The organism is Pseudomonadales bacterium (assembly GCA_024234615.1).
Taxonomy (GTDB): Bacteria; Pseudomonadota; Gammaproteobacteria; order Pseudomonadales; family IMCC2047; genus JAJFKB01.
This window is the reverse complement of record JACKNY010000001.1, coordinates 947294-970321: the sequence shown is the minus strand read 5'-3', so window position 1 is coordinate 970321 and position 23028 is coordinate 947294. Positions and strand designations below refer to the sequence as shown.

General features: G+C 47.1%; 19 protein-coding genes. 2 read left to right on the top strand and 17 right to left on the bottom strand.

Annotated features, from left to right (window positions below; all coding sequences use genetic code 11):
- Positions 1-20: 20 nt before the first annotated feature.
- Positions 21-1052: a recombinase RecA gene (gene recA, locus H6995_04540; GenBank protein MCP5214260.1), complete on the bottom strand. Its 1032-nt coding sequence runs from the start codon at positions 1050-1052 to the stop codon at positions 21-23.
- A 74-nt stretch (positions 1053-1126) separates the two neighbouring features.
- Positions 1127-1624, bottom strand: coding sequence for a CinA family protein (locus H6995_04535; protein MCP5214259.1), 498 nt, complete (start codon positions 1622-1624; stop codon positions 1127-1129).
- Between the two features lie 141 nt (positions 1625-1765).
- On the opposite strand from H6995_04535, the gene mutS reads away from it, so the two are divergent.
- Positions 1766-4312 (top strand): DNA mismatch repair protein MutS, encoded by a 2547-nt coding sequence (mutS, locus tag H6995_04530; GenBank protein ID MCP5214258.1) that lies wholly within the window; start codon positions 1766-1768, stop codon positions 4310-4312.
- Between the two features lie 83 nt (positions 4313-4395).
- Positions 4396-4719 carry a ferredoxin family protein gene (locus H6995_04525; protein MCP5214257.1) on the top strand — a complete coding sequence of 108 codons (324 nt, stop codon included), beginning with the start codon at positions 4396-4398 and terminating at the stop codon, positions 4717-4719.
- Positions 4720-4839: 120 nt separating this feature from the next.
- Here H6995_04525 and rpoS read toward each other — a convergent pair whose 3' ends face one another.
- The 15 genes from rpoS to H6995_04450 all read right to left on the bottom strand — a co-directional run bounded on the left by rpoS (position 4840) and on the right by H6995_04450 (position 22227).
- Positions 4840-5796 (bottom strand): RNA polymerase sigma factor RpoS, encoded by a 957-nt coding sequence (rpoS, locus tag H6995_04520; GenBank protein ID MCP5214256.1) that lies wholly within the window; start codon positions 5794-5796, stop codon positions 4840-4842.
- 157 nt (positions 5797-5953) lie between these two features.
- Positions 5954-6709, bottom strand: coding sequence for a peptidoglycan DD-metalloendopeptidase family protein (locus H6995_04515; GenBank protein MCP5214255.1), 756 nt, complete (start codon positions 6707-6709; stop codon positions 5954-5956).
- Entirely contained in the window at positions 6693-7610 is a 918-nt protein-coding gene (locus H6995_04510) for a DUF368 domain-containing protein (GenBank protein ID MCP5214254.1), read from the bottom strand. Before H6995_04510 ends, H6995_04515 begins: the two co-directional genes overlap by 17 nt.
- A gap of 138 nt (positions 7611-7748) precedes the next feature.
- Entirely contained in the window at positions 7749-8384 is a 636-nt protein-coding gene (locus H6995_04505; protein ID MCP5214253.1) for a protein-L-isoaspartate(D-aspartate) O-methyltransferase, read from the bottom strand.
- A gap of 29 nt (positions 8385-8413) precedes the next feature.
- Positions 8414-9454 (bottom strand): tRNA pseudouridine(13) synthase TruD, encoded by a 1041-nt coding sequence (locus tag H6995_04500; protein MCP5214252.1) that lies wholly within the window; start codon positions 9452-9454, stop codon positions 8414-8416.
- A gap of 18 nt (positions 9455-9472) precedes the next feature.
- Positions 9473-9961 carry a 2-C-methyl-D-erythritol 2,4-cyclodiphosphate synthase gene (gene ispF, locus H6995_04495; GenBank protein ID MCP5214251.1) on the bottom strand — a complete coding sequence of 163 codons (489 nt, stop codon included), beginning with the start codon at positions 9959-9961 and terminating at the stop codon, positions 9473-9475.
- A gap of 6 nt (positions 9962-9967) precedes the next feature.
- Complete coding sequence (gene ispD, locus H6995_04490) at positions 9968-10711, bottom strand: 2-C-methyl-D-erythritol 4-phosphate cytidylyltransferase (protein MCP5214250.1); 744 nt, start codon at positions 10709-10711, stop codon at positions 9968-9970.
- Positions 10704-11009 carry a cell division protein FtsB gene (gene ftsB / locus H6995_04485; GenBank protein ID MCP5214249.1) on the bottom strand — a complete coding sequence of 102 codons (306 nt, stop codon included), beginning with the start codon at positions 11007-11009 and terminating at the stop codon, positions 10704-10706. The genes ispD and ftsB overlap by 8 nt, the downstream gene beginning before the upstream one ends.
- A 37-nt stretch (positions 11010-11046) precedes the next feature.
- A complete protein-coding gene (gene eno / locus H6995_04480) occupies positions 11047-12342 on the bottom strand; it encodes a phosphopyruvate hydratase (protein ID MCP5214248.1) in 1296 nt (431 codons plus the stop codon).
- Between the two features lie 117 nt (positions 12343-12459).
- Positions 12460-13305, bottom strand: a complete 846-nt coding sequence (gene kdsA, locus H6995_04475) for a 3-deoxy-8-phosphooctulonate synthase (protein MCP5214247.1) — start codon at positions 13303-13305, stop codon at positions 12460-12462.
- Between the two features lie 8 nt (positions 13306-13313).
- On the bottom strand, positions 13314-14951 hold the full coding sequence (locus H6995_04470; protein MCP5214246.1) for a CTP synthase: 1638 nt from the start codon (positions 14949-14951) through the stop codon (positions 13314-13316).
- Positions 14952-15207: 256 nt separating this feature from the next.
- Positions 15208-19368, bottom strand: a complete 4161-nt coding sequence (locus H6995_04465) for a tandem-95 repeat protein (protein MCP5214245.1) — start codon at positions 19366-19368, stop codon at positions 15208-15210.
- Between the two features lie 517 nt (positions 19369-19885).
- Positions 19886-20122, bottom strand: coding sequence for a hypothetical protein (locus tag H6995_04460; protein ID MCP5214244.1), 237 nt, complete (start codon positions 20120-20122; stop codon positions 19886-19888).
- Positions 20123-21576: 1454 nt separating this feature from the next.
- A complete protein-coding gene (locus H6995_04455) occupies positions 21577-21804 on the bottom strand; it encodes a hypothetical protein (protein ID MCP5214243.1) in 228 nt (75 codons plus the stop codon).
- A gap of 336 nt (positions 21805-22140) precedes the next feature.
- Positions 22141-22227, bottom strand: coding sequence for a hypothetical protein (locus tag H6995_04450; GenBank protein MCP5214242.1), 87 nt, complete (start codon positions 22225-22227; stop codon positions 22141-22143).
- Between the last annotated feature and the right edge of the window lie 801 nt (positions 22228-23028).

Here is a 23028-nt window from a genome sequence, read left to right as displayed (position 1 = left end):
TTTACTCAGTTTTCCTGATTTCAGGTTTCGACCTCAGCCTCAATATCATCAGCATTCGCTGCGGGGCTACCTAACATCTCAGTACGAATTCTTGCTTCAATCTCCTGCGCAATCTGTGGGTTTTCTTTCAAGAATTGAGCAGCGTTGGCTTTGCCTTGACCAATTTTATTGCCCTGATAAGCGTACCAAGCACCAGATTTATCGATATACCCTTGTTTTACACCCAGATCAATAATCTCCCCTAACCGGAATATTCCCTTACCGTACATGATCTGAAATTCGGCCTGCTTAAAGGGCGGAGCCATTTTATTCTTCACAACTTTGACCCGGGTTTCGTTACCAACGACCTCTTCGCCCTCTTTAATCGCGCCTGTGCGTCGAATATCCAAACGTACAGATGCATAAAACTTGAGCGCATTACCACCCGTCGTTGTTTCAGGATTACCAAACATCACCCCAATCTTCATGCGGATTTGGTTGATAAAAATAACCATGCAATTGGAGCGTTTCACATTTCCGGTTATTTTTCTCAAAGCTTGAGACATCAGACGAGCCTGCAAGCCCATGTGAGAATCACCCATGTCTCCTTCAATTTCGGCCTTTGGCGTCAGCGCAGCAACGGAATCAATCACTAACACATCCACCGCACCAGAGCGCACCAGCATATCGGCAATCTCGAGGGCCTGTTCACCCGTATCTGGCTGAGATACTAAAAGGTCATCAACATTAACACCAATTTTTTCAGCATAGCCTGGATCCAAAGCATGCTCGGCATCGATAAAGGCAGCGGTACCACCAGCCTTTTGGGCCTCTGCGATGACCTGTAAAGTCAACGTGGTTTTACCGGAAGACTCGGGCCCATAAATCTCCACAATTCTTCCTTTGGGTAAGCCACCCAGGCCAAGTGCAATGTCCAGCCCCAATGAACCGGTCGATATTGAGGGGATATCTGGACGCTCTTGATCCCCCATGCGCATTACCGAACCCTTGCCAAACTGGCGATCGATTTGTGCTAACGCCATATCTAACGCTCGTTTTTTGTTTTCGTCCATCAGTTCACCTCGAAAATTAGTTTTACCGATGCAAAGACTACTGAATTTAACTGTATAAAACAACAGTATTTTATTTATTTCAAAGATTTATTTTGCAGCAGTGCTAAGAGCCCCTGATAAGCGCTGACGACAGTCAGCCAACGTACCTGTTCACGATCTCCCTGAAAATGAAAACGGTTGGCTATCGTCGGCTGTCCTTGTTTGCCCCAGGCAATCCAAACAGTGCCAACAGGTTTTTCCTCACTTCCCCCCGCCGGCCCAGCGACACCACTAACAGCGACCGCCACTTGCGCTCTTGAGGCTTTAATCGCCCCCGCTACCATTTCAATCACCACTGCCTCGCTAACAGCGCCATAGCGACTGAGCGACTCTGACGTGACCCCCAGCATAGTCTGTTTCGCTGCGTTGGAATAACTCACAAAGCCACCGTCAAACCATTCAGAGCTACCTGACAGTGTCGTTGCTTGTTGTGCAATCCAACCCCCTGTACAGGACTCGGCTGTCACCATCGACAGGCCCTGATCAAGCAAGGCTCTGCTCGTTGCTATCAACAATGGCGTGATATCATTCATTGTTTTCTTCTCTTCACATTTAACGCTTATATCTACATCATTTATCACGTAAAATCGGCTTTTTTTGCTCAACAATATTCGCTTAACAACATGGGAACAATGGTAACCGCAGCCGACGCTAAAAAGCTAGAACACACGCCGATGATTCAGCAGTATTTAAAAATCAAAGCGGCGCACCCTCATGATTTGGTATTTTATCGCATGGGTGATTTCTATGAGTTGTTTTTCGACGACGCCAAGCGCGCGGCGGATCTGCTGGACATTACTCTGACCGCACGCGGCAAAACCGCCGGACAACCGATCCCAATGGCAGGCATACCCTATCACGCTGCCGATGGTTATATAGCGAAGATCGTCAAAGCCGGTAAATCCGTGGCGATCTGCGAACAAATTGGCGACCCGGCAACAGCCAAGGGCCCGGTCGAGCGCAAGGTGGTTCGCATCATTACTCCCGGCACGCTAACTGACGAAGCCTATTTAGACGAGCGTCGCGACAGCCTATTAGTCGCTATTTATGCTAATTTAGCTGCTGCCGAACTCTATGGTATCGCCATACTCGATATCAGCACTGGCCGCTTTAATCTGCTCGAAGTCAAGGGTGCTGACGCACTCATCAGTGAGTTAGAAAGACTAAATCCCGCCGAACTGCTCATCAGTGATGATGCGGAAATTCACCCATCCATTAGCCGCCGTTCTGGTATTAGAAAACAACCGTCCTGGAATTTTGATTTTGATGCGGCTTATCGTGCGTTAACACAACAATTCAAAACCAATGATTTGGCTGGCTTTGGCTGCGATGAACTCAGCGTCGCTATCCAGGCCGCTGGTTGTCTCATGCAATACGCACGTGAAACGCAGCGTACGGCATTGCCACATATTCGCGGACTGAACGTAGAAAAACGCGAACACAGTGTTATTTTGGATGCCGCAACACGGCGTAACTTGGAGTTAGATACAAATTTATCCGGAGGCAAAGACAAAACCCTTGCTTCGGTGATGAATCGCACAGCAACGCCTATGGGTAGTCGACTCCTGTTACGTTGGCTCAACCGCCCTTTGTGCAATCAAGGCATATTAATCCAACGACAGGAATCCATCGCCGCTTTACTTGAAAATTACTGCTATGAATCCATCCATATAGTGTTGCGCCAGATCAGTGATATTGAACGCGTGTTAGCACGTGTCGCGCTAGCTTCAGCAAGACCCCGCGATCTCATCAAACTCCGGCAAAGCTTTACCCAACTTCCAGAAATTCAGCGATTGCTCAGGCTGGTGCGTGCGCCATTAGTACAAAGCCTCGCTCGACAAATCAGCGAATTTCCTGAATTAGAGGAACTGCTACAAAAAGCTATCGTTGATAATCCACCCGTTGTTCTTCGAGAAGGCGGTGTGATTGCTCCTGGCTTTGATGTCGAATTGGACGAATTGCGCGGTATTAGCGAAAACGCCGGACAATACCTCGTTGACCTGGAAACCAGAGAAAAGGAACGTACCCGTATTAGTACGCTAAAGGTGGGCTATAACCGGGTGCATGGCTACTATATCGAAATTAGCCGTGCGCAAGCTGAACAGGCACCCGCCGATTACATTCGCCGCCAAACATTAAAAAATGCAGAACGTTTTATTACTCCAGAACTCAAGTCTTTCGAAGATAAAGCACTCAGCAGTAAAAGCAGAGCATTAGCCCGTGAAAAAGCCCTCTATGAAGCATTAATCTCACAGGTGGCGGAGTATTTAGAGCCACTACAGGATTGCGCGACCGGTTTAGCCGAATTGGATGTGTTGACGAATCTTGCCGAGCGCGCAGAAGCCCTAAATCTAACACCGCCAACATTAACCCAACAGGCAGAAATTCTTATCGACCAGGGTCGTCATCTCGTGGTGGAACAGGTACAGGATTCAGCTTTTGTACCCAACGATCTTAACCTGACGGCACAACAGCGTATGTTGATTATTACCGGCCCCAATATGGGCGGCAAATCAACCTATATGCGACAGACCGCACTGATAGTTCTATTGGCGCATATTGGTAGCTATGTTCCTGCGCACAGCGCCATGATAGGACCTGTTGATCGTATTTTTACGCGCATGGGATCATCCGATGATTTGGCTGGCGGCCGCTCCACCTTCATGGTAGAAATGACAGAAACCGCCAATATACTCAACAATGCGACCCCCCAAAGCCTAGTGCTGATGGATGAAGTGGGCCGCGGCACCAGCACCTTTGACGGGCTCTCCCTGGCCTGGGCCTGTGCACAGCATTTAGCGACCCATGTTAAACCCTATACTTTATTTGCCACCCACTATTTCGAGCTGACGACTTTACCTGAATTGGCGCCAAGCGCAATTAATGTACACCTTGATGCCACCGAATATGAAGACCACATTATATTTTTGCACAAGGTACAGACAGGGCCTGCCAGCCAAAGTTATGGGTTGCAAGTAGCTCAGCTTGCAGGTGTTCCCCATGATGTTATTAGCGAGGCCCGCCAAAAACTTAGGGTTTTGGAGCAGGGAGAAACGCTAGTAAAACAAAGCAAACGAACAACCAGTGCTCGACAACCGGATTTATTCAGCGCACCAACCCCGCATCCAGTCATTGAACAAATCAAATCACTAAACATTGATCGCTTAACACCATTGCAGGCGTTGCAACTGCTCTACGATTTGCAACAATCTGTGCGCTAAAAAATAGCTTTTAACTTGTGTAATGCGGCAGTGGAAACTAGAATGTCGCGTTATTATGTCGTGCGCTATGGAGACCTTACCATATGACCTTTGTTGTCACTGAAAACTGTATTAAATGTAAATACACAGACTGTGTGGAAGTTTGCCCGGTAGATTGTTTCTATGAAGGCCCCAATTTTCTCGTGATTCACCCTGACGAATGTATCGATTGCGCACTGTGTGAACCGGAATGCCCGGCAGAAGCCATTGTCTCGGAGGATGAACTGCCTACCGATCAATCGGAATACCTGGAATTAAATGCAGAACTGGCCGAGGTATGGCCTAACATCACCGAGCGCAAAGATGCACCGGAAGATGCTGAAGAGTGGGACGGTGTGCAGGGTAAGCTCCAATACTTAGAACGCTAATTTTCTATACCTGTTTTTACCGACCGCTAAGAAATACAAAAATTTTCTATAAAAAAAGGGTGGTTCAAACCACCCTTTTTCACGTTTTCTGACAACGAATCTGCGAATCTAATTAAAGACTTAACTAAAGACAGTTTCTCCGCTTAATCCTTCTTTCTCCATAATACTACGTAGACGTTTTAGAGCTTCCACCTGTATTTGCCTCACTCTTTCCCGCGTTAAACCAATTTCCAGCCCTACCTCTTCAAGCGTACTCATTTCATAGCCCAAAAGGCCAAATCGTCGAGCTATCACTTCTCGCTGTTTATCGGAAAGCTCACAAAGCCAGTCAGTTAAGCTGCCTTGCAGATTACTATTTTGCAACAGCTCCGACGGATCAGTGATAGCCTCACCAGTGACACTTTCGACCACGGAACGATCTGAATCCGGCCCCATGGGAACATCAACAGAAGTCACTCGCTCGTTCAAGCTCAACATTCGCTTCACGTCCTGCACTGGACGGTCAAGCATATCGGCAATCTCTTCTGGAGACGGCTCGTGATCTAATTTTTGTGTTAGTTCTCGGGCGGCCCGTAAATAAACATTCAACTCCTTAACCACATGAATTGGCAGGCGAATAGTCCGTGTTTGATTCATCAAAGCACGTTCAATCGTTTGACGAATCCACCAAGTCGCATAGGTCGAAAATCGGAAGCCTCGCTCAGGATCAAATTTTTCTACCGCTCTAATCAAACCCAGGTTCCCCTCTTCAATCAGATCGAGCAGGGTTAAACCACGGTTAACATAGCGTCTCGCAATTTTAACCACCAACCGCAAATTGCTTTCAATCATACGCTTACGCGCTGCCTCGTCGCCTTTGAGCGCCAAGCGTGAAAAATAGACTTCTTCTTCCGCGTTTAAAAGTGGTGAAAACCCGATTTCATTGAGATAGAGCTGAGTGGCGTCAAAGGTTTTCTTATTGTCCATTCCAGCATCAATTTCGATCTCTTGCTCTTCGACCTCTTCCGTGACATCAGCGTCAGAGTCGTCAAGGATATCTTCTTCTATTACTATTTCATCCGACTTAGCCATCGCCATTCCTCTCTTATTATCAATCAAAGCACTTGCGCGATCTTAATACCTTAAGGGTGAGATGTGAACTATTTATTAAATTATTTTTTGAAAAACTTATTTTTTTTCACAAACTTATCTAACCCACTTAAAGTAACTTCCATGAAAATTTCTATCCCAAACATCAATTAACATGCTTCGGCAAGTAGTTTAATGGATTGACCGGATTACCGTTTTTTCTAATTTCAAAATGTAATTTTACATTTTTACTTCCCGTAGAACCTATCTCGGCAATTTTTGCCCCAACTTTAACATTATCCTTCTCTGATACCAGTATTCTCTGGTTGTGCGCATAAGCACTCAAATACTGTGCGTCATGTTTGATAATGACCAAATTCCCGTACCCAATCAGCCCATCACCCGCATAGACCACGGTTCCCGGCGCTGCTGCCAACACAGGCGACCCTTTCGGAGCAGCAATATCAATACCTTTGTTATCGGTCCAACTGGAAAACGTGCCTACGAGCTTACCTTGAGCGGGCCAACGCCATTGCAGAGGGCCCGCTACAGCGACTTTGACTGGCTCCACATTTTTTCTTACTGGGCTGTTGCCGCTGTTCTGCTTAGGTTTGGGAGGGGTCCACTTCCGTTTGGGGGCTGGCTCATTATTTTTTGCTACATGAAGCCGAATAATCTCACCCGGTTTTAGTAGGTAGGGAGCACTAATGCGATTGATTGTTGCCAAATCGCGATAATCACGACCATAGCGCCAGGCAATCGAATAAAGGGTCTCGCCTTTCTCTACCTGGTGCTTGCCCCAGTTGACAGTTTGCGGCCTTTCTAAGTCGCGTACTGGCGCATGGTTATGACTGACACAGGCCGATAGAAAGGCGAGAAAGATCAGTATCGCACAAAATTTTAAGTTAGGAAGACTTCGCATTGCCTACATAATTAACAACATAGACAGTCCAAACCCCAAATACCAGCATCAACAATACCAGAATCAACTGAGGATCTGCCTGCACCACGGCAAGATATTCACTGGGCCATAAATTTTGCTCTTTTAAGCGGCCGGATATTTCGGTTATTTGCTTCCATGGCCATACCTTATTTAAAGAGCCCAGCATAAAACCGGTCAGCAATGCTAACATCATGCCGTGATAACGATGCAGCAACCAAGATAAAAGATGGGTAAAGCTCAATAAGCCGGTGATACAACCCAAGACAAAAAAGCTGAGCAGACCCACATTGAAATCCTTAAGTGCAGTAATAATAGGTTGATACATACCCAAAATCACCAAGATAAAACTCCCCGATATTCCGGGTAGAATCATGGCGCAAATCGCCACTGCGCCTGCGGCAAAAACAGTAAAGATGGTTGGCGCAATCGATATCGTCGACATACCAGTAATCACATAAGCCACTACCACCCCTATCACAAAAAATAATAGATTGTGCCAATCTGTTAGCCTAACTTGCCGGCCAATCAAAACTACTGAAGCTAAGATTAAACCAAAAAAATAAGCCCAAATAATTTTGGGGTGATTTTCCAATACCCAGGAGATTAATTTCGCCAGGGAAATAACGCTGACCAAAATTCCAGAGAACACCAACAGCAGAAAAGTCCCGTTAATATACTCCCAGGCTTGGGTAAACTTCCCAGTAACCAGCAGCTTCAGCGCATGCAGATTTGCCGCACTAATCGAATCAATAAGCTCCTCATAGATTCCGGTAATAAAGGCAATCGTACCACCGGAGACGCCAGGCACCACATCGGCAGCACCCATCGCCATGCCTTTACAAAAGAGCGCAATATTTTTTTTATATTTTTGTTGCTGCATGAGATTTAGACTTTAAGTTAGTCACAATGAAATAATCGAGCATAAACTGTGGATAACAGCCAGCTATAACCAAGATTTACAGCGAAAAAGTGGTCGATTTTAAGCAACGAAAAATAATTCATAACTTGAACGGGTCCCTTAATTGATAGCCCCACTCAGCAGCGGCACAAAACGCACTGCCTCCAGCACGATTCGTTTAACGCCTTCTTGATTTTTTGTGACTAGCACTAATTCCTGCTGCTCATCGGGCCCCACCGGAATCACCAGTCGTCCGGGGTCAGCCAATTGCAACAGCAGATCTTCTGGAAGTTCACGCGGCGCCGCTGTCACTATAATGGCATCAAAGGGGGCTTTCTCTGGCCAACCCATACCACCGTCGGCGTGCTTCATTTTGACATTACGCAGGTCAAGCAAATCAATACGTGCGCGCGCCTGCTCCTGCAATGGCAATATCCGCTCAACGCTAAACACCTGATCCACCAATTGGGCTAGAATCGCTGTTTGATATCCTGACCCTGTGCCAACTTCCAAAACCCGTTTGACAGGCCCATTCGCCAATAAAGCTTCCGTCATGCGCGCTACGATATAGGGTTGTGACAGGGTTTGATTAAAACCGATGGGTAACGCGGTATCTTCATAAGCTCGGTGCGCCAAGGCTTCATCCACGAAAAGGTGCCTGGGGGTATTGCGGATCACCTCTAATACCGTTTCGTTTTTAATGCCTTCTTCGCGCAACCGATTAATGAGCCGATCTCGGGTGCGCAATGAGGTCATACCAATGCCCGTCACATCTATATTATTATTCAACCTTCCCCCACGTTTTCAGTCTGAGCCTGCCACCGGCTTCTATCCTCATAGATACATATTTCACGAATCACACTGGTGGCATAACAGCCAACCGGAAGTTCAAAACTTAGCTGCAATTTCTGATTTTCCCAGAACCATTGAAAATTTCTCAAAAACAAACATAACGGGCGGCGCTCCTGTTGTAAACCGGAATGCTCAAGGCCATGACACCATTGTGCATATTCCCGCGCTAACTCATTCTCCAACTCAGCAATGTGTGCACTCGTCTTTATTCGTCCACGCCCCCAAAGCGGCCCAGTCGGGGCTTCAGTATTAGCGCCAGCTAGTGGGCAGGGCAAATCACCCTCTTCCACTCGCGCCCAGCTATTCTCCGCCACTCGCGCCGACAGCAATCGATTAAACAGAAACGAACGCGCTGTGGATAGATAGATGCCGCGCAGTTGTCGACGCGGCGGACGTTTATCCACAAACCAGCCTTGTACGCCTAGCAGGTTATTACCATTGATACCAAAACGCTGCGGCCCAAAATAATTCGGCACACCCTTGCTGGCAATTGCCGTCATCCGTTCGGACAGCAAATCCAAATTACCCGACAGCTGTGTCAACGTTATATTAAACCGATTACCCTGATGCTGTCCGCGCCTCAGTTTTTGGTGATGCCGTTGCGCCGCAATTAATTTAACCCCCTTGATTTGCGCCATATCCAGCCGGATTGACTCCAACTCAAGCTGAGGCTTTTTCGGCAGATAAAGACTAAACCATTGACGAGTTACTGCGTGCTTATCCTTCATGCCGGCATAACCAACATCGAGTGGTCGAACAGCAAAAACCGCTGCCAACTGCGTGGCAACATCAGCGGTATTTAAACCCTGCTTTTCTATTTGTAAATAGAGGTGTTCGCCAACCCCCGACAGTTCAAACCCCAGTAATTCATCCACACAAAAATAGTCAGGTTGCTCCTTTAACCAGCCTTGCAAGGGCGGCACGCCATAGGCATAGTTAAACTGCAATAACGAAAGGGGTGAAAATTCTGACATTATTCAAAACAGCTCAGGTTACCCCCGAGTCAAAAGTACCACGGCATGACAGGCGACTCCTTCTCTACGACCGGTATAGCCCAAACCTTCGGTAGTAGTTGCTTTAATGTTGATTTGCGCTGGCTCACAGGCTAAATCACTTGCCAATACCTTCAGCATTCCCTGCTTATACGGAGCAACTTTAGGCGTTTGTGCGACCAGCGTGATATCCGCATTACCAACCCGCCAACCTAAACCGGCCAACTCAGTCATGACTTTTCTCAGTAACAACCGACTGTCGGCATTCTGGTACTGGATATCGGAATCTGGAAAATGCTCACCAATATCCCCCAGCCCTGCCGCACCCAACAAGGCATCGCAGAGTGCATGAATCAATACATCACCATCAGAATGGGCCAGCAGTGGCTTTTCGCTGGCGATAGTCACCCCACCCAATTTAATTTCAGCTGTGCCTGAATGAGTATCATCAAAGCGATGAACGTCGAAACCATGACCAATACGCATCATTATTTTTTAGTGCTCCTTAGCCTCGGTCTTAAGAATCAACTCAGCCAGAATCAAATCCATTGGCCGAGTAATTTTAATATTCTGTTCACTGCCCTGCAGCATTTGCGGATGATAGCCACAATGTTCCATCGCAGAGGCCTCATCCGTCACGGGTAGATTCTTATCAATACAAGTCGTTAAGGCTTTCACTAACTCGCCTAAACGAAAAATCTGTGGCGTAAAGGCGTGCCAGAGAGTGTTTCGATCCAGAGTCGCCAAAATCCGAGCAGAGTCATCGGCTTGCTTCATGGTGTCACGCACTGGCGCACCCAATACCAAGCCATCCTTGGTGTTTGCCGTAGCCAGGATTAGGCTATCTAAATCCTCATGAGAAATGCAGGGCCGGGCCGCGTCGTGCACCATGACCCATTCCTGGGTTGAGATAATTTGCGCGAGCCTGTTCAAACCATTAAGCACAGAGTGCGATCTTTGCGCACCGCCCCGAGCGATTAGAATTCGGGGGTCAGAAGCAAGATATGATTCAGTCCAATAGAGATCATCAACTCCGAGCACCAGCACGATACCCACGACTTTCGGATGTTCCAGCAATCGGCTGAGAGTCTGCTCCAACACCGTTTTACCAGCTAACGGCAGATACTGCTTTGGTTGATCAGCCAACATCCGCGCGCCCACACCTGCCGCTGGCACCACAACCCAGAACTCTTGATGAGGTCGCGTTGCAACGTTTGCTTTGCTTTGCTCGTCAGTCACTAGTCCGCACCGGAGGGTCAGTATGTTTTTCTACTACTTGATAAAAGGTCTCACCTTCCTTGATCATGCCTAACTCATATCTCGAGCGCTCTTCAATAGCTTCCATTCCCTGTTTCAGGTCAACCACTTCCGCCTTAAGTTGCTCATTGCGCTCACGTAATTTTTGATTCTGCTGTTGCTGCTCCGCGATTTTACCCTTCAGCCCCCAATATTCAGCCAAGCTACCTTCTCCGACCCACAGACGGTACTGCAGGCCTAGAAAGATAAGCGCAAGTAATATCCAGAACCATTTCATCATAAAACCCCTTCAGGGTTCTGAATAATTAAAATAGAAACTATCCCTGCCCTTTGATTTCAGAGCGTCCATGATAGGATGCCATGCCATTGAGCTCCTCTTCGATACGCAATAAACGGTTGTATTTGGCAACACGATCAGAACGACACAGGGAACCCGTTTTAATTTGTCCGGCCGAAGTCGCCACCGCCAGATCAGCAATCGTCGTATCTTCAGTTTCACCGGAGCGGTGTGAAATCACTGCCGTGAAACCTGCTGTTTTGGCCATTTTGATGGCTTCTAGGGTTTCGGTGAGCGAACCGATCTGATTAAATTTAATCAAAATAGAGTTCGCCACACCCTCATCAATACCGCGCTTAAGTATTTTTGTGTTGGTAACGAATAGGTCATCGCCGACCAACTGCACGCGATCACCTATCTTCTGGGTCAGATTGGCCCAACCTTCCCAGTCGCTTTCGTCCATACCATCTTCTATAGAAACAATGGGATAGCGTTGACTTAACTCCACCAGATAATCGGCAAACCCCGCCGAGTCAAAGCTTTTGCCTTCACCGCTGAGCTGATACATACCCTCCTTATAAAACTCTGAGGCCGCACAATCCAGCGCCAAGGTGACATCCTTATCCAGCTCATAACCTGCTTGCGCCACCGCCTCACGAATCACTTCCAACGCCGCTTCATTAGATGGCAAGTTCGGGGCAAAGCCACCCTCATCGCCGACCGCAGTATTTAAACCACGCGCCTTTAATACTGAGGCCAAGGCATGAAATATTTCCGCACCACAACGCAGGGCTTCGGCGAAACTAGATGCACCCACTGGCTGCACCATAAACTCTTGAATATCGACATTATTATCGGCATGTTCGCCGCCATTGATAATATTCATCATCGGCACCGGCATAGAATAAACGCCTGGCGTGCCGTTCAACTCCGCGATATGCGCATAAAGAGGTACGCCCTTCGCCAGAGCAGCGGCCTTGGCAGCGGCAAGCGATACAGCCAGAATCGCATTGGCGCCGAGATTGGCCTTGTTTTCAGTGCCATCCAGATCAATCATCACGCGATCAAGCTCCGCCTGTTGCGTCGCATCCATACCCAGCAGAGCTTCACGTATGGCCGTATTCACATTCGCGACGGCTGTTAAGACGCCTTTACCACCATAGCGTTTCGGGTCTTTATCCCTTAACTCCAGGGCTTCTCGCGATCCAGTGGAAGCGCCCGAAGGTGCGCAGGCCGAGCCAATCACACCACTGGCTAAAATGACATCGGCTTCAATGGTGGGGTTACCACGTGAATCCAAAACTTCTCTTGCTTTAACATCAATAATTTCTGTCACGATGACCAGAACTCCTATTATTTAACAAAAATTTTCACCTAGAATGCCGCCCCAGCAATTATTCCACCCAAATGATGACGCGCCTTATAGCTGTCAGTTACATTTTTGGGATGACAACTAAGCGGTATCCAAAGGACTAAAACTCTTTACCAACTCATCCATCGCTTTGACCTGCGCCAAAAACGGCTCCAACTGACTCAGTCGCAATGCGCAGGGGCCATCACACTTGGCCTCATCCGGATTGGGATGTGCCTCCAGGAATAAACCTGCCAACCCCTGTGACATGCCAGCTCGCGCCAATTCCGCCACGGCAGCACGCCGACCACCGGCGGAGTCCGCACGGCCACCGGGGATTTGCAGGGCATGGGTAACATCAAAAAATACCGGATAACCGAATTGCTTCATGACACCAAAACCGAGCATGTCGACCACGAGGTTGTTATAGCCAAAACTGCTGCCGCGCTCGCATAGGATCAATCGATTATTCCCCGCTTCTTTACATTTCTGCAAAATATGCCCCATCTCATGGGGTGCTAAAAATTGCGCTTTCTTGATATTAATGGCCGCTGACGTCTGCGCCATCGCCACCACCAGATCGGTTTGACGAGACAAGAAAGCCGGTAATTGTAATATATCCGCCACCTCCGCGACTGGCGCGGCTTGATCCGGCTCATGCACGTCCGTAATGATGGGAACTGAAAAAGTCGTTTTGATTTCTTCGAAGATCCGTAACCCCTGCTCCAGGCCCGGGCCACGAAAAGAAGTCACTGAGGAGCGATTGGCCTTATCGAAGGATGCTTTAAATACGTAAGGTATTCCCAGCTTGGCGGTAACCTTCACATAGGACTCAGCGACCCGCATCGCCATATCCCTTGATTCAAGCACATTCATGCCACCAAAGAGTACAAAGGGCAAATTATTCGCTATGCGAACATCGCCAACCTGGACTATTGTTTCTGTCATCGCCGCGCTCAATCTTTATTTTTAGAACTATGCTGGGCTAATGCTGCCTGGATAAAACCGGTGAATAACGGATGTCCTTCACGTGGTTTCGAGGTAAATTCCGGGTGGAACTGACAGGCTACAAACCAAGGATGGTTGGGTACTTCAACCATTTCCACCAAGCTATTGTCTTCGGAACGTCCGGCAACTCGTAACCCAGCCTGTTCCAGCCGTTCGACATAATTATTATTCACTTCATAACGATGCCGGTGACGCTCAACGATTTTTTCTTCGCCGTAACACTGGTAAGCAATTGAATCTGGATGCAAACGACAAATCTGGCCACCCAGACGCATGGTGCCACCTAAATCGGAGTGCTCATCACGCGTTATAAGTTTGCCATCTGCCTCTTTCCATTCGGTAATCAAGGCGATGACTGGATGCGGCGTGCTGCGTTGAAACTCGGAACTATGCGCCCCCGTCAGCCCCGCAACATTACGGGCGAAATCAATAACAGCCACCTGCATGCCCAGACAAATACCCAGATACGGGATATTATTTTCACGTGCAAACTGAGCACTCATCACCTTGCCTTCAATACCACGTTCGCCGAAGCCACCAGGCACTAAAATCGCATCTGCCCCACGCAGGCAATCAATACCCTCATTTTCAACATCTTCCGAATCGAGATAGAGTACTTTAACCCGAGTACGCGTTTGAATGCCCGCATGCACCAATGCTTCGTTGAGCGACTTGTAAGCATCAAGCAACTCCATGTATTTACCCACCATCGCAATCGTCACTTCTTTGTCAGGATTCAGGTGTGCATCGACCACCCGTGCCCACTCGCTTAAATCCGCTTTAGGGCATTCGAGATGAAACTTCTCCACGATGATCTCGTCCAAACCCCGCTGTTTTAATAGTCCGGGAATACGATAAATTGTATCCGCATCCTCAAGCGCAATAACGGCTTTTTCCTCAACGTTGGTAAAGAGTGAGATTTTACGGCGCGCACCATCGTCAATCTGATGATCGGAACGGCAAACCAGAATATCCGGCTGAATACCAATTGAGCGTAACTCTTTCACCGAATGCTGCGTCGGTTTGGTTTTGGTTTCCCCTGAGGTTTCAATATAAGGCACCAGTGTGAGATGCATAAACAATGCACGCTGCGAGCCTAGCTCAACCTTCAACTGCCTTACCGCCTCCAGAAACGGCTGGGACTCGATGTCACCCACCGTACCACCAATTTCCACCAAAGCGATGTCGTAGCCTTTTGCACCCAGCAACACACGGCGCTTAATTTCATCGGTAATATGCGGAATCACCTGTACCGTTGCGCCTAAATAATCACCCCGGCGTTCTTTCTGCAACACATGTTCATAGACCCGGCCTGTAGTGAAATTATTGAGCTGGCTCACCTTAGTACGCAGGAATCGCTCATAATGACCAAGATCAAGATCGGTCTCCGCACCATCCTCCGTGACAAACACCTCGCCATGCTGGAACGGGCTCATAGTACCGGGATCAACATTGATATAAGGGTCGAGCTTTAACATAGTGACGCGTAGACCTCGCGCCTCAAGAATTGCACCCAAAGATGCCGCAGCAATGCCCTTCCCAAGGGAAGACACAACGCCGCCGGTGACGAAGATATAATGCGTCATTGAAGAACCGTATGTAAGCTATATGGAGGTTGAACAAGTCTCCTTTCCGGCTATCGACAGCCAACCAGGAGACCACTTGAGATGGGAGGATAGATTACCAGTTTAGCCTGCCCACCACAATCTAAGATTGGGGGGAATTGCTGGGAAAAAGCCGGAATCAACTGGTACTGGCTCCGGCTACTACCACAAGCGTAGATGCAACTTTATTCGCACGATCCGTGCTAAAACCGAAGTCTACAGGTTCGGCCTCGTCTTTTTACTGCCAAGCGACCGCCAGCGCTGTGCTTAGATCTTCCTGGTGCTGCGCGGTTAGGTTTTCAATATTGGCGGGTTCTCCGCCGCTGATGGTAGCCATAGCCTGCACTAATTGATCGACTTGGCTGGCTAGCAATATTTGATCGCCCGCATAAATTTCATCCAGTTGGTGCTCAGCACTTAAAAACCAATCTTCGATATAAACTCTATCATCTGAACCGATATGATTAACAACCAAATCATCTCCCTGTTGATGCAACCATAGCTCGTCTCGGTCAAAATCCTCAAATAGCAGCCTATCTACCGCGATCTCCGCATCTGCCGCGTAATTCTTAATCGTATCCGAGCCGTCCCCGCTCGAAAAGTGGTAGGTATCACTACCAGACCCGCCGGACAAGGTATCAAATCCTTCGAACGCCCTAAGTTCGTCGTTACTTGACGACCCAGTAATTGAATCTATGCCGGGAGTCCCCTGTATCTCATCAATATTCAGAAGCTCAGTCGCACTAAAATCGAGTGTCAGGTAGTTGCCGGTGGCATAATAGCCTTTAATAGTGTTAATCCCCTGACCACCATCAATGCGCTCAACAGAGTGGGTTGGGGAGAAATATCTTAGCTCGATACGATCGTCAGACAGGCCGCCGGTTATGCTATCGAAACCATCTCCGCCATTATAGACTGAGTAGCCCGCATAACTGTTATCGACAACAAAGCGATCGTCTCCCGCTTGACCATACAAGAGATCATTGCCGCCCCCACTTAAGAATAAGTCTGAGCCATAGCCGCCGTAAATGGTTTCGTTCGTCTCGGATCCGACAAGGGCTCCTGCTGGAGCGTTAAGTGTAAACTCAACATTTTCAACACTCAAATAGCCCTCAGCATCTATAACCCGAACCGCTATGTTATGCGTACCCAAATACAGGCCATTCAGATCGACCGTTGCGCCGCTACCTACAACACCGCTCTTGTCAGAAACCCATTCGATTTGCTGACTGATGTCCCTGCCTTGATTGTCCCAAGCAGAGCCGATCAGCGTGATAGTTCCGCCAAAGGTACTTTCCGAAGGATTTGTCGAATCAACCATGATACTCGGCTTAACACTACCCTCCCAACGGGTAATCTTCAGATCATCCAGGCCCGCCTCTAACAATTGCCCTCCGGCATTATCGGCTGCCTCAACAAGTAGGTAGATATCTTCCCCAGAAAACTCATCTAATCCATGAAAAGACTGCACTGAGTGCCATTTTGCAGGTATTTGATCGCTATTACCTCTCTGCTCGAAAAGTATCTTGCTTTTAGTATCACTCACCGCCGTTATCCGAAAATAATCCGCTGACGTAGCGTTGCTGTACTGTGAAAAATAGTAGTTAAATGAAACACCCAGTGATGCAGTCCCAGAAACCTCCGGCAGAGAAATTAATTGCGACCGAATGGAGGTTCCCAAGTCAATGTCATTACTACCCGCTGAATACCCCGCCTCCAACCCGGTAATCAATGCATTTAAACCACTCGCAGCGGCTCCTAATTGCATCGTCACGCTATTAAACTGCGTCATTTCAGGTGCCCCTCTTTCCCACTGTCCCCCTGTTGCATTGTCGGTCGAATCGGGATTCACCACCCAACCAAGATCCGCTTCAAAAGCGTCCTCAAATACCGTATTTGCCGTGAGCTTTTCAATATGAATATCGTCGATTCCCGCTTCCACGTAACTTTCCGAGCCATGATCCGAAGCCTCGATCAAAATGCTAATCGTCTTACCGGCGAAAGCATTTAAACTACTGGAAAACTGTTCCCACGCCGCATTGGCAGAAGCAAGAAAATCTGCTCCCGTTTTTTCAAAAATCACTTGGCTTTCAGACTCACCTTGAACCGTTACCCTTAAAAAGTCACCTGAACTCGCATTGTATAAATGGGTCTGGTAGTGAGAAAAAGATAAATTTATCACTTCATTAAGTGCAACCTCAGGTAGCTGAATTTCCGGCGATATAATGGAGGTGACACCGCCATCCAAGTCATAATCCCCGGCATGCGCCCCAGCCTGAGTACCGGTAATCAACGCAAAGTCACCACTGCCGACAAAACCAAGCTGTGATAGCTTTCCATCATAGGAGATCGGTTCAGGATGACCCATTTCCCACTGGCCGCGCGTCGCTGTATCAGTCACATTTGGGTTAATGATCCAGCCATTATCCGCTTCAAAGTTATCGCTAAAAATAGCTGCTGGAACAATAGAAACTGATGCGATAACATCAGCGCCTTGAGCATCACCGACAAGGTAATCAAAAGAACTGGTTCCGGTGAAATTAATATTAGGCGTAAAGGTAATAACTTTCGTCTGGCTATCCAAAGCAACACTGCCATTTACTGCGTTTAATACGCTCAAAACACTTAACGTATCACCATCGACATCCATATCATTGGCTAGCAAATCTGAGGTACTGATTTCAATCACACCATTAGTTTGATTGGCAAAAACCTGATCGTCTTGTGCTTTTGGCGCATCGTTACGCGCCGCGATATCAACGGAAACAATATTACTCTTCGTGCCTAATCCATCAGAAACTGTATATTCAAATGAAGCATCTCCGTTGTAATCCGCACCGGGTGTAAAAATTACCATCCCAGAGGATTGGTCTAGCGTTACCACCCCATTTTGGGCATTTGAAACACCGCTAATCTCAATATGTCGGCCCTCCAAATGGGTATCATTTCCGAGCAGCTCCTCAACGCTAATCGATAGCGACTCATCCTCAGCAACAGTAAAGCTATCCTCAAAAAACACAATGGGACTCGATGTTCCGCTCTCAATAGCATACGGCGCCAAGTTGAAAAAATACTTGCCTTTGGACTCATACTCACCATCGGACACAGTAAACTCAAAGCCCTGGCTCAAATTATAAAGTGCCGCACCATTCGCCTGATATGTGATGACGCCGGTATTTTGATTGACACTAACCGTGGTGCCTGCGGGCGAAGCACTGACACTAGCAATAGCAAGCGGGTCACCCTCCGGGTCAACAACATACTGGTTAATGATATCAATACTATCGATCAATACTGCTTCATCAACTTCCCCTAGTGGCGTCATATCGAGAGTTAACGCAGAAGGTGGAAGCACCATAGGCGCATCATTAATATTGTTAACTGGCAGCACCATAACGGTTACTGTTTCATAATCTGAAAGCACGCCATCGGAAACAATATATTCAAATGAAGCGAGCCCCGAGTAACCCGGTTCCGGCTCAAATAACACGCCCTCGGCAGTTAATGACGCAGCGCCATGTTGGGGCAAGCGGACATCCGTGATACTCAGCCCTGGATAAGCCGGATGGTCATTCGCCAAAAGAATACTCCCATCAATGACAAGCGGAGTATCCTGATCGGCAACGACAACATCTTTTTGCGCCAACCATTGCGGGTTCAGATAGACAGTTGCTGTCGAGGTATCCACGCCATCAGAAACCGTGTAGTCAAAAGACGCACCCAATCCCAGCAGGTCTATTTCTACATAGGTATTCTGTCCCTCTTCGAAAACCTCCATATTAACATTCTGTCCATTGCTTACCCCAACAAAGGCAATGGAATCACCTTCCGTATCAAAATCATTTTCTAGGAAAACGTTAACGTTAAAAATGGCTCCTTCGGAAGCACCAGACCAATTTAGCTTATCCCAATTTGGGGTGGGGGCGTCGTTAACCGAATTGACGGTAATATTTACTGTTGCGAAAGAGGAGCCAGTACCATCTGACACTTCATAATCAAAGGAAGCAGGGCCATGGTAATTTGCGTTGGGGGTAAAGGTGATTTCTCCTAATTGCGCATCAAATACAACCCCCCCATTAACAGCATTCAGAACGCTGAAAATACTTAGGCTATCACCTTCAACATCAGAATCGTTAGCTAGCAAATTGATCACGTTAACTACTACTGAGGCGTCCTCAATAGTAACCACCTCATCGTCAACAGCTAAAGGTGCAGTGTTACTGGTCGGCCCAACATTGATATTTGCCTTTCCAAGTGCAATGTCAGCCCCCCCAGATACGAAATACTCAAACGTCGCTTCACCAACATAACTAGCGTCGGGTATAAATGTAACCGTCTCCGCTTGTATATTTAAAATCGCCTGCCCATTGGCTATGTTTCCTAAAGATACAACCCGCAAAGTATCGCCTTCAGAGTCTACATCATTTCCTATCAATTCTGAGAAGGCTATAACTAATTCGCTATATCAATCCAGGGCAACAAAAGTATCATCATTTGCAGTTATTATTATTTCGGAAGAGACAAGACGACAACTCTCTGCTCTTCTCGCCAAATCCTTGCCATCCCACTCATTGTATAAATCAGAGTTGTCCCATAAAAGTCCTCTTTGGTGCTTATGACCGAATATCCTTACAATTGCTTGTCATAAATCACACTACCGTTTTTTGTAGCAATACTCCAATAACAAGGTGCCTGCGGAATATAAAGTTCTATTGTAACTTTCGATATAAATCGCATAACATTATTCCCTTGTAACGTACGTTGCATGCGGAGCAACAGAGAAAACTACAATACAACCACTCCATAAATTTCTTCTAACTTCGGATTAGTCCAGATGTGACGCTATTGGGTGAACTAGCCCTCACTCTCCCTACCCTGATTGCTCCAAACCCAAGTTTCATTGGTATAGATAAATATCAATAGTAGTAAAATTTTGCCTTGCCCAGAATGGGTGTCATTAAGCGTACCGTATAAGGTTTTTTGTTTTCTGGATCGTAATTTATATACCTCTGCTTAAGCCTCTCCTCTTCAACTCCCCTGAAGTCATCTGATGGAGACAATTTCATTAAATCTGCGAGCAGTAAAGGAAAATCAATAATACCAGATTTCAGGCTTTGCTGCCAGACCAACCTTGATACGATATCAATTGTCATAGGGAATCTTAAATCGCTCACCTCTCAGAGCTCACAACCCTGATCTTTAAACTCAACTCGAGGATCTATTTCTGGACGATCACTTTTACCCCAATATCCAATAGAAAAAAATGCCTTGCCTTACGCTCAAACCCTGTGCTCCAGAAGCCTTAGGTAAAATAGGATATTACCCACCTCAAGAGGTGTGGTGCACTTTCGAATGCTTGCTCCAACAAAGGATCAATATTCCAGGCAACCATATTAACCAACACCTAATGCTTCAATTGAATACTACCTCAGTGGATCCCCTTTAGCGTCGTGATCAACAATCGTTCCGTTCGCAAGCTGAAACGATACGTTTCAGTTGTCCAAGTTAACTTCAAAATTTGGGATTATAACCCTCTAATGTAGGGACAGTGTTGGTTTCAATTTGATTTAGAATATCCCGTAAAAGGTATTTCCATTTGCCCTTTGTGACGAACGTTTCAATTACTGTTATTCTCACCATTGAATTCATATATACATCTTCGACATACATATTATTCGCATTGATATTAGAATCATCGTGCCTCCGTTAACACCTTTCGAGAAATACATATCCTCTATGGCAAGCTTTTCGAAATGAATATCTTGACCACCATCATCTCTTGCATATACGAAATTGTACGTTAATAACCTTATCTATCCTTCACCCTCTCCACCTCTCAACCCAACTGCATAGGATTGACTTCAAATCATTTCCATTACTGCCATCTAATCCCATTCACCCGCCACCTATTAATTGATCATTTCCCATCACTCTCCACGTATATAGACTATACGACCCAGGCCCACCGTTTAGATAATCGTTCCCGCACCACCGCCCACAAATAATCACTTCCTCCCGGAGCCTGCCTAATCTATCTCATCCTCCACCGCCATAAATCTGTTGTGTGTCCCAGTTAAATTGTTTGCAGCCGAACCGTGTGTTGATTCGAGTTGCTATTAAATCCGTACGAAATGACCGACTCTTCAGGGTATATGTACCGCCGTTAAAACTGATCCCAGATATTCTTGCTCCTACACTGTTGAAACCAATCGATCAAATGCAAACTCTTGGCTACCACGTCCGGTGAGGCTATTTATGTCACACTATCATCCAGTGAAATAAGCATATATAAGATTCGTATCAGAGTGTACCCGTCAATATTAATGGTTTTCAAACAACCCCATTTAGATATCGGTCTGCTATTAACACGTAGCTAAATCATTATCCTGACCAAATGATTAATGTCATCTACCGTCACCGAGCCCAAGTAACAATAATATCAGTAGGTATTGACATACAGACTATCAAAGTCCGTCTGCGAAAACTCTCTCCCGTTAGAAATTGTGTCTCCTGCTGCCAGCTCAAGATGACATTTGACAGAAAAGGGCTATTCAGTGAAAACAACATAGTCTTGTAAATTTCACCAATATGACCGATAACCGTATTGTCACTCACCTTGTATTTTATCCCAGAAATGGGCAGAGACTCCATTAAAACCAATGTTGGTCGTCAGCAGATACATCTTGCCATGTTGCATAATCGCCGTGAGAAAAAACATAACATTGGTCATTCCCCAGCGCCACCCTCTAGATAATCCAAACCCAGCACCTGGCGCTAATAATATCGTCACCTTCTTGCCAAAGATCGTCGTCCCCAGCCCCACCGCCGTGATCATTATCAAGCTCCTCCTAAAAAGAGTATCCCCACCTTACCTGTGTCACCAAAAAAGCTTATCCTCCCCCACCTTGGCCCGTAAGCGTAACTCATTTGCCTGCGTCTCAAAGACAACATCGTTACCGTGCTGCTCTGCCAATACCATCGCTCACTGTGATGATGTCGTTATCGTCGCCACCATGCACGTCCTTATCGTCGTCTGCGCGCCGTTACCAACGCGATTGTATCGCCACCATCGCCACCATAAATTTCATCAGCGGCACTACCGTGATACAGCCATCAACACTGCTGTCGCCACCATCTATAAAGTCTGCTCCCTCGTCGCAAAAGCTGATCGTCATTGCATCACCGGAATGGTGTCTACACCGGCACCGCCATGGACAGTGTCTTTTCCGTGATGTGCTTGGGCAAGTCTCCACTGAATCTGGTCATTGTCCGCACCACCATAATAGTATCATCGCCACCATTACCCTCAACATAATTCTCATAACCATCTCGGCATCGATAATGTCATTGCCGCATTGCGCATCCAGTTCTGATAATAACCAGTTGAGCTAGGTCTAACTCAGCGAAACCGCAAATCCCGTAAATTCGTAAGAAACGCGCTAACAAGTCTGAAACCAATGTCTGTCATTACGATTCACCAAAATGTCTTCACCCTCCACCGCTAATGGTGTCACTACCGTACTCGCCCAAATAAACATCAATGCCTCGCCTCCGTAAAGAATGTCATCGATCTCTAGTGGAAGGCATTTCTTGTAGTCACCAATCGTCTAAATATAAATTAATAATTTCCCCCTCTCAGGCCATGTAACCCAAATCGTGAGAAAACCGGGTCTCCAAGAATCAAGTCGTCGTCACCACCGCTGAATATCGTTGACACCACCAATAACATCACGATCAGCGCCGCGATATATGGTCAATCATTCAGGGAACCGGCGATATAATCAGAATCAGCATTTCCCTTCAAAATAGTCGATAGCGTTAGGATCATGAGGTCGACCAGCGAACATCGACAATAACCCCCATTCACCTCTGACCTATACGCCCCGAACAAGAATGTCGTTTCCTTCTCCACCGTAGAGTCAGGGCCCTACCACCATGAAGAAAGTCAACTCATCACCACCTTCTAATCAGATCGTCGCCGTCAGCCCAAACCCGTCTGCAATCACACACCACCGATCAACAGGTCGTTCGCACCTGATCCGCAGAAAAAGTAAACCCC

Coding starts and splice junctions, on each gene's coding strand:
- H6995_04515 (MCP5214255.1), bottom strand. CDS start 6,709: ATGCGAAGTCTTCCTAACTTAAAATTTTGTGCGATACTGATCTTTCTC.
- H6995_04505 (MCP5214253.1), bottom strand. CDS start 8,384: ATGACCTCATTGCGCACCCGAGATCGGCTCATTAATCGGTTGCGCGAA.
- H6995_04510 (MCP5214254.1), bottom strand. CDS start 7,610: ATGCAGCAACAAAAATATAAAAAAAATATTGCGCTCTTTTGTAAAGGC.
- H6995_04455 (MCP5214243.1), bottom strand. CDS start 21,804: ATGATCACGGCGGTGGGGCTGGGGACGACGATCTTTGGCAAGAAGGTG.
- H6995_04535 (MCP5214259.1), bottom strand. CDS start 1,624: ATGAATGATATCACGCCATTGTTGATAGCAACGAGCAGAGCCTTGCTT.
- H6995_04470 (MCP5214246.1), bottom strand. CDS start 14,951: ATGACGCATTATATCTTCGTCACCGGCGGCGTTGTGTCTTCCCTTGGG.
- ispF (MCP5214251.1), bottom strand. CDS start 9,961: ATGATGCGTATTGGTCATGGTTTCGACGTTCATCGCTTTGATGATACT.
- H6995_04460 (MCP5214244.1), bottom strand. CDS start 20,122: ATGACAATTGATATCGTATCAAGGTTGGTCTGGCAGCAAAGCCTGAAA.
- kdsA (MCP5214247.1), bottom strand. CDS start 13,305: ATGACAGAAACAATAGTCCAGGTTGGCGATGTTCGCATAGCGAATAAT.
- recA (MCP5214260.1), bottom strand. CDS start 1,052: ATGGACGAAAACAAAAAACGAGCGTTAGATATGGCGTTAGCACAAATC.
- mutS (MCP5214258.1), top strand. CDS start 1,766: ATGATTCAGCAGTATTTAAAAATCAAAGCGGCGCACCCTCATGATTTG.
- rpoS (MCP5214256.1), bottom strand. CDS start 5,796: ATGGCGATGGCTAAGTCGGATGAAATAGTAATAGAAGAAGATATCCTT.
- H6995_04500 (MCP5214252.1), bottom strand. CDS start 9,454: ATGTCAGAATTTTCACCCCTTTCGTTATTGCAGTTTAACTATGCCTAT.
- H6995_04525 (MCP5214257.1), top strand. CDS start 4,396: ATGACCTTTGTTGTCACTGAAAACTGTATTAAATGTAAATACACAGAC.
- ftsB (MCP5214249.1), bottom strand. CDS start 11,009: ATGATGAAATGGTTCTGGATATTACTTGCGCTTATCTTTCTAGGCCTG.